This is a genomic window from Methylorubrum sp. Q1 (genome assembly GCF_004683995.1).
GTDB lineage: Bacteria > Pseudomonadota > Alphaproteobacteria > Rhizobiales > Beijerinckiaceae > Methylobacterium.
This window is the reverse complement of record NZ_SRHQ01000002.1, coordinates 316,662-328,571: the sequence shown is the minus strand read 5'-3', so window position 1 is coordinate 328,571 and position 11,910 is coordinate 316,662. Positions and strand designations below refer to the sequence as shown.

Genomic DNA, 11,910 nt, shown 5'->3' with positions numbered 1-11,910 from the left:
TTCGTGAACGGCACGAAGACGTGGAGCCGTCTCTCACGTTGAGTTGCCGCGGGCTCAAGGCCGGTCGGGCATGGCCACCGGCCCCAGGTCCGGCGGCGATGGGATCAGACGTGGATCGCGCGCTTGTCGACGGCGAGCGCGGCTTCCTTGATCGCCTCGGTCAGCGTCGGGTGGGCGTGGCAGGTGCGGGCGATGTCCTCGGCGGAGGCCGCGAACTCCATCGCCACCGCGACCTCGGCGATGAGGTTGCCGGCATCCGCCCCGACGATGTGCACGCCGAGCACCCGGTCGGTCTTCGCGTCCGCGAGGATCTTCACGAAGCCGTCGGTGGTGCCGTTGGCCTTGGCCCGGCCGTTGGCGGTGAAGGGGAACTTGCCGACGTTGTAGGCGATCCCGTCCTTCTTCAGCTCCTCCTCGGTCTTGCCGACCGAGGCGACCTCGGGGAAGGTGTAGACCACGTTCGGGATCACGCCGTAATTCACGTGGCCCGACTGGCCGGCCAGGATCTCGGCGACCGCGACGCCCTCGTCCTCCGCCTTGTGGGCGAGCATCGGCCCGGCGATCACGTCGCCGATGGCATAGATGCCGGTGACGTTGGTGGCGTAGTGGTTGTCGGTCTCGATGCGGCCCTTGTCGTCGGTCGCCACGCCCACCGTCTCGAGCCCGAGCCCTTCCGTGTAGGGCACGCGGCCGATGGCCACGAGCACCACGTCGGCCTCGATCGTCTCCGGCTCGCCGCCCTGCGCCGGCTCGACCGTGACGGTGGCGCGGCCCTTCTTGCCCAGTTCGACACCGGTCACCTTGGTCGAGAGCTTGAAGACCATGCCCTGCTTGGCCAGGATGCGCTGGAACTGCTTGCCGACCTCACCATCCATGCCCGGCAGCACGCGGTCGAGATACTCGATCACGGTGACCTCGGCGCCGAGGCGGCGCCAGACCGAGCCGAGTTCGAGCCCGATCACGCCCGCGCCGATCACCACGAGGCGCTTGGGCACCTCGGCGAGTTCGAGCGCACCGGTGGAGGAGACCACCGTCTTCTCGTCGATCTCGACGCCCGGCAGCCGGGTCACGTCGGAACCGGTGGCGATGACGATGTTCTTCGTCTCCAGCAACTGGTTGCCGCCGTCGTCCGAGATCACCTCGACGCGGCCGGCCCCGGCGATGCGGCCGCGGCCGTGATAGGTGTCGACCTTGTTCTTTTTGAGCAGGAACTCGACGCCCTTGGTGTTGCCGTCGACGCCGCCCTGCTTGAAGCTCTGCATTTTTTTGAGATCAAGCTTCGGCGTGCCCACGTCGATGCCCAACTCCGAAAAGTGCTTGTTGGCCTCCTCGAAGGCTTCCGATGCGTGCAACAGCGCCTTCGAGGGGATGCAGCCGACATTGAGGCAGGTGCCGCCGTGGGTCGCCCGCTTCTCGACCACCGCGGTCTTCAGCCCGAGCTGGGCCGCGCGGATGGCGCAGACATAGCCGCCGGGGCCGGTACCGATGACGATGAGATCGTAGCTCATGGTTGGGTCTGTCCTCGTGATGGCGTGTCGGTTGAGCCGGTGCGCTCCCAGGCCGCGATGACGGCGAGGAGTTGCGGCGACCGGGGTGCGTTGAGGTCGCGGGCGTAAGCCGGATAGGTCTTCCGCTCGTCGCCGATCTGCAGGTACGGCGGCATCAGGAGCGTTGCGCCGTGCCGGATGAGGCGTTCGAGCGCCTCCGGCTTGTTGAGGCGAATCGCCTCGAAGGTGAAGGTGCCTTCGACGGCTTCGATCGGCGTTTCGGGCGCGATCCGGCCCGCGTCGAGCAACGCCGAGAAGGTGGCGAGATCGTCGGCCTTCAGCGCCTCGTAGCCCCGCTCGCTGTCGCGGCGCTGCTCCGGCGTCAGCGCGGCCAGGGCCGCGGCGACGGCGACCTTCCGCGGATCGCGTCCCTCGCCATTCTCGATCACGCCGAAATCCGTGACGAGCCGGAGTGGCTGCCCGGCCGCGTCGAGGGCCCAGTACGAGGCGTAGACGCCGTCGCCCCAACCGCTGGAGAAGACCGCGATCCGCGCCGGATCATCCGGCAGCGGCCGGTGCATGACGCAGTGCAGGTTCTCGTCCTTCAATTCGTCCGCGAGCACGTCGTCGAAGTAGTTGCTGTAGCGGGGGCGTTCCTGCTCCCGCGCATCGCGGCGCGCCATCGCGGCGCGCGCTGCCGGGTCCATGAAACAGCCCAGGCCGGCATCGACAGGGTAGCCGAAAATCTCGCCCGCCTTCAGGGTGGCGACGTCCTGGCCCGGCAGGAGGGCGAGTTCCCAGCGATCCGGCGTGCCGTCCGCGAAGCGAAGCTCCGCCAGGGCGACGCGGTGCTGCGCATGATAGAGCGTGACGGGATAGTCGCCCGGCGCAACCTTGCGGGTGAAGGGTTGGCGCTCGGGCTGCACCAGCGGATCGGTCGCGATCACCGCCCCGCCCGGCAGCGGCAAGAGCCCGAGCGCCATGCGCGTGATGCCGCGCGCCTGCAATTCGCTCTCCATCAGCCCGGTCACCGACAGGTTGGGCTCGTTCTCGCGAGGATCGTAGGGCTTGTCGGCCACCGGTTGGTCTCCGTCGCGGCCCGCCTGCTGCCACGGGAACAGCCGGGCGAGCGAGGCCGCGAGTCCCACCCCGACCGCCGCCGCGGCGAGGCCGAGGACGGTGCGCCGGCTCGGGTCGGACAATCGAGGCATGGTCACACGGTCGGCCGCGCCCGGCCCCCCGCTCCCGGACCTGGACCGGTTCGAGAGCAGGGGCGAGCGATGCGGCCGCGTCGGATCAGAGGTCGAGCACGAGGCGTGCCGGATCCTCCAGGGCTTCCTTGACGCGAACGAGGAAAGTCACGGCCTCCTTCCCGTCGACGATGCGGTGATCGTAGGAGAGCGCCAGATACATCATCGGCCGCGCCTCGATCTTGCCCCCACGCACCACCGGCCGCTCCTCGATGCGGTGCATGCCGAGGATGCCCGATTGCGGCGCGTTGAGGATCGGGGTCGACATCAGCGAGCCGTAGATGCCGCCATTGGTGATGGTGAAGGTGCCGCCCTGCATCTCGTCGATGGAGAGCTTGCCCTCGCGGGCCTTCTTGCCGAAGCCCGAGATCTTCTTCTCGATGCCGGCGATCGAGAGGTCGTCGGCGTCGCGCACCACCGGCACGACGAGGCCCTTATCGGTGCCGACCGCGATGCCGATGTGGTAGTAGTTCTTGTAGACGAGGTCCTGCCCGTCGATCTCGGCGTTGACCGCCGGCACGTCCTTGAGGGCGCCGATCACCGCCTTGGTGAAGAAGCCCATGAAGCCGAGCTTCGTCCCGTGCTTCTTCTCGAAGATGTCCTTGTACTGCGAGCGCATCGCCATCACCGCGCCCATGTCCACGTCGTTGAACGTGGTCAGCATCGCCGCCGTTTCCTGGGCGCTCTTGAGGCGCCGGGCGATGGTCTGGCGCAGCTTGGTCATCCGCACGCGCTCCTCGCGCGCGGCGTCGTCCGGCGCGGAGGGCGCGCGCGGCGGGGGGGCCTTCGTCTCGCTCCTGGCGTCCTGAGCCGGAGCCTTCTGGCCGTTCTTGTCGATCGCGGCGAGCATGTCGCCCTTGGTCACGCGGCCGTCCTTGCCGCTGCCGTTGAGGCTCGCCGGGTCGATGCCGGATTCGCGGGCGAGCTTGGCCACCGCCGGGCCGCTGTCGTCGGCCAGGCGCCCGTCCGTGGGCGGGGCGTCGCCGTGGCTGCCGTAGGAGGCCGAGGATTCCTTGGCGGGCGCGTCGCCCTGGGCCGGCTTGCCCTCGCCCTTCTCCGCGCGGGACTGCGTCTTGGTCTCGGCCGGCTCGGCGCTCTTCGGAGCGGGCTTCGCATCCGACTTGGAGTCCGACTTGCCCGAACCCTTGCCGCCCTCGACGATCGAGCCGAGCACCGCGCCGGGCTCCACCGTCTCGCCGTCCTTGACGAGGATCTCGCCGAGTTCGCCCGCGGCCGGGGCGTTCACTTCGAGAGTGACCTTGTCGGTCTCCAGTTCGACGAGGGGCTCGTCGGCGGCCACCGTGTCGCCGGGCTTCTTGAACCAGCGGCCGATCGTGGCCTCACTGACGGATTCGCCGAGCGTGGGGACGAGGATGTCGGTCGCCATAGTGTGTCTTCACCGCGGTTTCGGGGCGCGCATCGGGCAAGCGCGGCCCCGGTTGGTGGGTCGGTCGAAAAGGGCCGGCGGCGTCAGACCGCCAGCGCCTCGTTGAGGAAGGCCTGGAGCTGGGCGAGGTGCTTCGACATCAGGCCGACCGCGGTCGAGGCCGAGGCCGGGCGGCCGACGTAGCGGGGCCGCTTCGAGGCGGAGCCGGCCTGGCCCAGCACCCAATCGAGATAGGGCTCGACGAAGGACCACGAACCCATGTTCTTGGGCTCTTCCTGGCACCACACCACCTCCGCGTTGCGGAAGCGGGTCATCTCGTTGGCCAGAGCCTTGAGCGGGAAGGGGTAGAGCTGCTCGACGCGCATCAGGTAGACGTCGTTGACGCCGCGCTTCTCCCGCTCGTCGTAGAGGTCGTAATAGACCTTGCCCGAGCACAGCACGACGCGGCGGATCTTGTCGTCGCGCACGAGCTTCACGCCGTTCTCGTCGTGCTCGGCGTCGTCCCACAGGATGCGGTGGAAGGTCGAGCCCTCCGCGATGTCCTCGATCTTCGAGACCGCCCGCTTGTGGCGCAGCAGCGATTTCGGCGTCATCAGGATCAGCGGCTTGCGGAAGTCGCGCTTCAACTGACGGCGCAGGATGTGGAAGTAGTTCGAGGGCGTCGAGCAGTTGGCAACCTGCATGTTGTCCTCGGCGCACATCTGGAGATAGCGCTCCAGACGGGCGGACGAGTGCTCCGGTCCCTGGCCCTCGTAGCCGTGGGGAAGGAGCATCACGAGGCCGGACATGCGCAGCCACTTGCGCTCGCCCGATGAGATGAACTGGTCGATGACGACCTGCGCGCCGTTGGCGAAGTCGCCGAACTGCGCCTCCCACAGCACCAGGGAGTTCGGCTCGGCCAGCGAGTAGCCGTACTCGAAGCCGAGCACCGCCTCCTCGGAGAGCATCGAGTTGATGACCTCCAGGCTCGCCTGTCCCTCGCGCAGGGAGTTGAGCGGCGTGTAGCGCTGCTCGTTCTCCTGATCGATCACCACGGCGTGGCGCTGGGAGAAGGTGCCGCGCTCGACGTCCTGGCCCGAGAGCCGGACCCGGTGGCCCTCGATCAGCAGCGAGCCGAAGGCGAGCGCCTCGGCGGTGGCCCAATCGATACCGACGCCGGTCTCGACGGCCTTGGCGCGGTTGTCGAAGAAGCGCTGGATCGTGCGGTGCAGGTGGAAGCCCGGCGGGGGCGTGGTGATCCGGGTGGCGATGTCGCGCAGCGTCTCGAGCGGAACCCCGGTGCGGCCGCGGCGGGGATCGTCCACGTCCTCGCGCACGGCCTTGAAGCCGGACCAGCGGCCATCGAGCCAATCGGCCTTGTTGGGCTTGTAGCCGCCCGCGACCTCGAGCTCGCTTTCCAGCATCGCGCGGAACTCGGCCTTGCGCGCGTCGAGCTGCTCCTGGGTCAGATCACCCTGTGCGACGAGCTTCTTGCCGTAGGTCTCCAGCGCGGTCGGATGCTTGCGGATCCGCTGGTACATCTTCGGCTGGGTGAAGGCCGGCTCGTCGCCCTCGTTGTGGCCGAAGCGGCGGTAGCACAGCATGTCGATCACGACCGGCTTGCCGAATTTCTGCCGGTACTCGACCGCGACCTTCGCGGCGAAGGTCACCGCCTCCGGGTCGTCGCCGTTGCAGTGGAAGATCGGCGCCTCCACCATCTTCGCCACGTCGGACGGATAGGGCGAGGAGCGCGAGAAGCGCGGATCGGTGGTGAAGCCGATCTGGTTGTTGATGATGAAGTGGATCGAGCCGCCGGTGCGGTGACCCTTCAGGCCGGACAGGCCGAGGCATTCCGCGACCACGCCCTGGCCGGCAAAGGCCGCGTCGCCATGGATGAGGAGCGGCAGCACGCGGCGGCGCTCGACGTTCGGCTTGGCCTTCTGGTCCTGCTTGGCGCGCACCTTCCCCAGCACCACCGGATCGACGATCTCGAGGTGGGACGGGTTGGCGGTGAGCGAGAGGTGGACGGTGTTGTCGTCGAAGGCGCGGTCGGACGAGGCGCCGAGATGGTACTTCACGTCGCCCGAGCCCTCGACCTCGGCGGGGGAGGCCGATCCGCCCTTGAACTCGTGGAACACCGCCCGGAAGGGCTTGGCCATCACGTTGGTGAGCACGTTCAGCCGGCCGCGATGGGCCATGCCGAGTACGATTTCCTCGACGCCGAGCGCGCCGCCGCGCTTGATGATCTGCTCCATGGCCGGGACCATCGACTCGCCGCCGTCGAGGCCGAAGCGCTTGGTGCCGGTGTATTTGAGATCGAGGAACTTCTCGAAGCCCTCGGCCTCGATCAGCTTGTTCAGGATCGCCCGGCGCCCTTCCGGCGTGAACGAGATTTCCTTGTCCTTGCCCTCGATGCGCTCCTGGATCCACGCCTTCTCCTCAGGGTCGGAGATGTGCATGAACTCGACGCCAAGCGTCTGGCAGTAGGTGCGCTCCAGGATCGCGACGATCTCGCGGATCGTCGAGAATTCCATGCCGAGCACGTTGTCGAGGAAGATCTTGCGGTCCCAGTCGCTCTCCTGGAAGCCGTAATGCTGCGGATGCAGTTCCTCGTGATCGCCGCGCGGGGCGAGCCCGATCGGGTCGAGCTTGGCGTGGAGGTGGCCGCGCATGCGATAGGCGCGGATCAGCATGATCGCGCGTACGGAATCCTTGGTGGCCTGCTCCACCGAGACGCCCGTGGCCGCGACGATGGCCGCGCCCTTGGTCGAGTCGCCAGGCTTGCCGGGCTGGGCCTTGGCCTGAATCTTGTCGCCGAGCGTCTTTTCCAGGGCGCCCCAATTGCCGTCGAGCGCCGAGACGATCTCGCCGTTGGCCACCACCGGCCAGTTCGGCTTGGCCCAGGAGGCGCCCTCGGCGTTCTTCTTCACCAGGGCGTCGTCCTCGCCCAGATCCTTAAAGAACCGCTGCCACTCGGGATCGACCGAGTTCGGGTCGCGGGCATAGGCCGCCTGCAGTTCCTCGATCCAGGCGGCGTTGGCGCCGTAGAGAAAGGAGGTTTGGAGAAGGGCTTCGTTCGCGTCCTGGCGTGCCATGGCTGCCTGTTCCACCGCTCGGGCGGCCCGCTCATGCCAGCAGACCGCCGCGTCGTTCATTCAAACCGGCGCGCCCGAACCTCGGGACCTTCGCAAAAAGGTCCCGTCACGCGCCTCCGAGACTCACCGGGGTGAGAGCACCCCGCACCATCCCATATGGGATGGGAATCCATGTGTGCGCTGCAATACGGCGTCGCACACCCTGGTTCCAGCCGCATGAGTGACAGGACCGAAGACCTCTCACCCCTTCAGCACCTCGACCAAGGTGCGGCCGAGACGGGCCGGCGAGGGCGAGACGCGGATGCCCGCGGCTTCCATCGCCGCGATCTTGTCCTCGGCGCCGCCCTTGCCGCCGGAGATGATGGCGCCGGCATGGCCCATGCGGCGGCCGGGAGGCGCCGTGCGGCCGGCGATGAAGCCGACCATCGGCTTCTTGCGCCCGCGCTTGGCCTCGTCGGCCAGGAACTGCGCCGCCTCTTCCTCGGCCGAGCCGCCGATCTCGCCGATCATCACGATCGACTGGGTCTTCTCGTCGGCGAGGAACAGCTCCAGCATGGCGATGAACTCGGTGCCCTTGACCGGATCGCCGCCGATGCCGACGGCGGTGGTCTGGCCCAGGCCCTCGACCGTGGTCTGGAACACCGCCTCGTAGGTCAGGGTGCCGGAGCGCGAGACGATGCCGACCGAGCCCGGCTTGAAGATGTTGGCCGGCATGATGCCGATCTTCGACTGGCCCGCGGTGACGACGCCGGGGCAGTTCGGCCCGATCAGGCGCGACTTCGAGCCTTCCAGCGCGCGCTTGACCCGCACCATGTCGAGCACCGGGATGCCCTCGGTGATGCAGACGATCAGCGGCATCTCCGCCTGGATCGCCTCGCAGATCGCGTCGGCCGCGCCCGGCGGCGGCACGTAGACGACGGAGGCGTCGGCCCCCGTGGCCTCGCGCGCCTCGGCCACGGTGTCGAACACCGGCAGGCCGAGATGGGTCGAGCCGCCCTTACCCGGCGAGGTGCCCCCGACCATCTTGGTGCCGTAGGCAATGGCCTGCTCTGAGTGGAAGGTGCCGTTCTTGCCGGTGAAGCCCTGGCAGATGACCTTGGTGTTCTGGTCGATGAGAATGGACATCTGTCAGCTCAACCCTTCTTCACCGCCGCGACGATCTTCTGCGCGGCATCATCCAGATCGTCCGCGGGGATCACGTTGAGGCCGGAGTTCCGAATGATCTCCTTGCCCTCCTCGACGTTGGTGCCTTCCAGGCGCACGACGAGCGGCACTTCGAGGCCGACCGCCTTGACCGCCGCGATCACGCCGCGGGCGATGACGTCGCACTTCATGATCCCGCCGAAGATGTTGACGAGGATGCCCTTCACCTGCGGGTCGGCGGTGATGATCTTGAAGGCCGCCGTGACCTTCTCCTCGGAGGCGCCGCCGCCGACATCGAGGAAGTTCGCCGGCTCCTCGCCGTAGAGCTTGATGATGTCGAGCGTCGCCATGGCGAGCCCGGCGCCGTTGACCATGCAGCCGATGGTGCCGTCGAGCGCGATATAGGCGAGGTCGTATTTCGAGGCCTCGATCTCCTTGGCGTCCTCCTCGGTCTCGTCGCGCAAAGCGACGATCTCGGGGTGGCGGTAGAGGGCGTTCGAATCGAAGGAGATCTTGGCGTCGAGGCACTTGAGCCCGCCGTCGCCGGTGAGCACCAGCGGGTTGATCTCCAGCATGCTCATGTCCTTGGCCGTGAAGGCCGCGTAGAGCTTCTCGGTGAGCGCGCCCGCTTCCTTGGCCTGGGGACCGGAGAGGCCGAGCGCCTTGGCGACGGCACGGCCGTGATGGGGCATGATGCCGGTGGCCGGATCGACCGCGAAGGTGACGATCTTCTCAGGGCTGTCGTGGGCGACCTGCTCGATATCCATGCCGCCTTCCGTCGACACGACGAAGGCGACGCGGCCGGTCTCGCGATCGACCAGCATCGACAGGTAGAACTCGGCGGCGATCGAGGCGCCTTCCTCGATGTAGAGGCGGTTGACCTGCTTGCCGACCTCGCCGGTCTGCACCGTCACGAGCGTCTGCCCGAGCATCTCGCGGGCGAACTGGACCACCTCGTCCTTCGACTTGGTGACGCGCACGCCGCCCTTGGCACCCGCGGGCGCGCCCTTGAAAGTGCCCTTGCCGCGCCCGCCGGCGTGGATCTGCGATTTCACCACCCAGACCGGGCCGCCGAGTTCGTCGGCCGCAGCGGCCGCCTCCTCCGGCTTGAAGATCGGCACGCCGCGGGAGACGGGCAGGCCGAATTCCTTCAGGACAGCCTTTGCCTGGTATTCGTGGATGTTCATCGAGACCTCGTCGAGCGGATAGGGCCTAGCCAATAGCGTAGAGTGGCAGTGGAGCGAAGGGCGCCGGGGCGGCCCGCTCGCCGTTCACTGCCCGCTCTTCACTCGTTTTCACACGAGCTTGTCGTTGATGCCCTGGCAGGCGGCGATCAGGCCCTTCACGGCTCCGACCGACTTCTCGAACATCGCCTTCTCGTCGTCGTTGAAGGTCACTTCGAGGACGCGCTCGACGCCGTTCTCGCCGATCACCACCGGCACGCCGACATAGAGGCCGTCCACGCCATACTCGCCCGAGAGGTAGGCGGCGCAGGGCAGCACCCGCTTCTTGTCCTTGAGGTAGCTCTCGGCCATGGCGATGGCGGAGGCGGCCGGCGCGTAGAAGGCCGAGCCGGTCTTCAGGAGGTTGACGATCTCGCCACCACCCTTGCGGGTGCGCTCGACCATGGCGTCGAGCTTCTCCTGGGTGGTCCAGCCGAGCTTGACCAGATCGGTCAGGGGCACGCCGGCCACCGTCGAGTAGCGGGTCAGCGGCACCATGTCGTCGCCGTGGCCGCCGAGCACGAAGGCGGTCACGTCCTCGACCGACACGCCGAACTCTTCGGCCAGGAAGTGGCGGAAGCGGGCGGAGTCGAGCACGCCGGCCATGCCGACGACCTTGTTAGCGGGCAGCCCCGAGAACTTCTGCAGCGCCCACACCATCGCGTCGAGCGGGTTGGTGATGCAGATCACGAAGGCGTTGGGCGCGTGCTCCTTGATGCCGGTGCCGACCGCCTCCATCACCTTCAGGTTGATGCCGATGAGGTCGTCCCGGCTCATGCCGGGCTTGCGCGGCACGCCCGCCGTCACGATCACAACGTCGGCCCCGGCGATCGCGGAATAGTCGCTGGCACCCGAATACTTGGCATCGAAGCCGTCGACGGGAGCGGATTCGGCGATGTCGAGCGCCTTGCCCTGCGGCACGCCGTCGACGATGTCGAACAGTACCACGTCACCGAGTTCCTTGAGCCCGACGAGATGGGCCAGCGTGCCGCCGATCTGTCCGGCGCCGATGAGCGCGATCTTGCTGCGTGCCATGGATGGTCTAGCCTCCGGTCGGAATTCGCGACGGTTCGGAAATGGGTGCAGCGATGTTGTAAATGGTGCGCTGCGGCTGAACCTTCGCCGATCAATTCTGATGGGGGCGGTGTTTGGCGGAAAAGCCACACAGCTTCAACCCGACGAAGGTCCGGAGGAGCGGGGCTGTAGCGAGGCTCAAAGACGTGCCGAACCCGGAGGATCTCAATAAAATTTCTTTGATTTCATAGACTTATGTCATGCCCTCGTGCCGAAGTGCAGCCGGCAAGGTGTCGGTGACATGTTTTGCGGTCTGTCATTGAGCAGCATCCCGGCCGCGCCGCGATGCAGCACTGAAATCATATTCCGTATTCAGAAAGTCCCCGTCCGCAGCGCCCGTTGGATCGATTGGATGACCGCGCCGAGCCGGGCATCGAGCAGGTCGCGGGGCACATCCGCGTCGTGCTGGATCGCGACCGGATGGGTGAAGCGGTAGCTCGCGTCGAAGATGACGGCGATGGCCCGTTCGCGGTCGCGAGCGGCGAAGACGCCGGTGCCGATGCCCTCTTCCACCACGCGCTCGACGAGCGCGCGCAGCCGCACCCGGTGGCGGCGGGCAATCGGACGGGAGGCGACGGTGGCGTCGAGATGCACGGCGAACAGGTTCGGCTCTCGGGTCAGCATCTCGCTCTGTGCGCTGGCCAGTGCGCTGACGAAGCGCTCGATCTTGTCGTCGGCAGGATCGGGTGCGTCGGCGATGCCGGCGAGCTCCGTCTCCAGATCGCGCAGCCAGCGCCCGGCGACCGCATCGAGCAGGGCATCCTTCGAGGGGAAGTAGCGATAGACGTTGGCATGGGTCATGCCAGCTTCCGCCGCGACAGCCACCACGGTCACCCGTTTCGGGCCGAGCCGGGTCAGGTGCTCCGTGGCGATGGCGAGCAACCGTGCGTCGGTCGAGACCGGTGTGGACCTGGCTCGGGCGGCCGGGCCGGTGAGGCGCGACGGTCGAGGGGGGCCGACACGGGGATCGGAGACTGGATCGTTCGCCTCGCTCTCGCCGAGGGTGACGGGAAGGGTGAAAGATCCATACGGCAACATCATTTTCCCGGCACAGAGACAATAAGCGTGGGGGCACTCGACCAAGCGAGCCTGATCGAGAGCGGTGCCGTCCCACGCGCTCGCGTACAAGCCTTCCCCTCCGCGCGGCACTTTGCAACCCCTCCAGGCCACGGTTTTTCTGCAGATCCCGCCTGGATTGCAGTCAAGGCGCGATCGTAGGGCTTTCGACTCGGCGTCGAGGGCGGTACCGGACGCTTCGCCGCGTCCGCAAAA

General features: G+C 67.5%; 8 protein-coding genes. All 8 read right to left on the bottom strand.

The window, feature by feature from the left end; all coding sequences use genetic code 11:
* Window positions 1–104: 104 nt before the first annotated feature.
* The gene (gene lpdA / locus E4V01_RS03415; RefSeq protein ID WP_135297387.1) at window positions 105–1,508 is read right to left on the bottom strand and encodes a dihydrolipoyl dehydrogenase; all 1,404 of its coding nucleotides are present in this window, start codon (window positions 1,506–1,508) and stop codon (window positions 105–107) included.
* Entirely contained in the window at window positions 1,505–2,698 is a 1,194-nt protein-coding gene (locus E4V01_RS03410; protein ID WP_135297386.1) for a DUF4241 domain-containing protein, read from the bottom strand. The genes lpdA and E4V01_RS03410 overlap by 4 nt, the downstream gene beginning before the upstream one ends.
* An 85-nt stretch (window positions 2,699–2,783) precedes the next feature.
* Window positions 2,784–4,124 (bottom strand): 2-oxoglutarate dehydrogenase complex dihydrolipoyllysine-residue succinyltransferase, encoded by a 1,341-nt coding sequence (gene odhB, locus E4V01_RS03405; protein ID WP_135297385.1) that lies wholly within the window; start codon window positions 4,122–4,124, stop codon window positions 2,784–2,786.
* Between the two features lie 83 nt (window positions 4,125–4,207).
* Complete coding sequence (locus E4V01_RS03400; RefSeq protein ID WP_060769296.1) at window positions 4,208–7,198, bottom strand: 2-oxoglutarate dehydrogenase E1 component; 2,991 nt, start codon at window positions 7,196–7,198, stop codon at window positions 4,208–4,210.
* Between the two features lie 240 nt (window positions 7,199–7,438).
* Window positions 7,439–8,323, bottom strand: coding sequence for a succinate--CoA ligase subunit alpha (gene sucD, locus E4V01_RS03395; protein ID WP_135297384.1), 885 nt, complete (start codon window positions 8,321–8,323; stop codon window positions 7,439–7,441).
* A gap of 8 nt (window positions 8,324–8,331) precedes the next feature.
* On the bottom strand, window positions 8,332–9,528 hold the full coding sequence (gene sucC / locus E4V01_RS03390) for an ADP-forming succinate--CoA ligase subunit beta (protein WP_135297383.1): 1,197 nt from the start codon (window positions 9,526–9,528) through the stop codon (window positions 8,332–8,334).
* Between the two features lie 108 nt (window positions 9,529–9,636).
* A complete protein-coding gene (gene mdh, locus E4V01_RS03385; RefSeq protein WP_060769293.1) occupies window positions 9,637–10,599 on the bottom strand; it encodes a malate dehydrogenase in 963 nt (320 codons plus the stop codon).
* Between the two features lie 351 nt (window positions 10,600–10,950).
* Window positions 10,951–11,676 (bottom strand): TetR family transcriptional regulator, encoded by a 726-nt coding sequence (locus E4V01_RS03380; protein ID WP_060772196.1) that lies wholly within the window; start codon window positions 11,674–11,676, stop codon window positions 10,951–10,953.
* Between the last annotated feature and the right edge of the window lie 234 nt (window positions 11,677–11,910).

What these genes read in the sequence shown, in the direction of transcription:
- E4V01_RS03400 (WP_060769296.1), bottom strand. Translation starts at nt 7,198, where the DNA reads ATGGCACGCCAGGACGCGAACGAAGCCCTTCTCCAAACCTCCTTTCTC.
- sucD (WP_135297384.1), bottom strand. Translation starts at nt 8,323, where the DNA reads ATGTCCATTCTCATCGACCAGAACACCAAGGTCATCTGCCAGGGCTTC.
- E4V01_RS03410 (WP_135297386.1), bottom strand. Translation starts at nt 2,698, where the DNA reads ATGCCTCGATTGTCCGACCCGAGCCGGCGCACCGTCCTCGGCCTCGCC.
- sucC (WP_135297383.1), bottom strand. Translation starts at nt 9,528, where the DNA reads ATGAACATCCACGAATACCAGGCAAAGGCTGTCCTGAAGGAATTCGGC.
- odhB (WP_135297385.1), bottom strand. Translation starts at nt 4,124, where the DNA reads ATGGCGACCGACATCCTCGTCCCCACGCTCGGCGAATCCGTCAGTGAG.
- mdh (WP_060769293.1), bottom strand. Translation starts at nt 10,599, where the DNA reads ATGGCACGCAGCAAGATCGCGCTCATCGGCGCCGGACAGATCGGCGGC.
- E4V01_RS03380 (WP_060772196.1), bottom strand. Translation starts at nt 11,676, where the DNA reads ATGTTGCCGTATGGATCTTTCACCCTTCCCGTCACCCTCGGCGAGAGC.
- lpdA (WP_135297387.1), bottom strand. Translation starts at nt 1,508, where the DNA reads ATGAGCTACGATCTCATCGTCATCGGTACCGGCCCCGGCGGCTATGTC.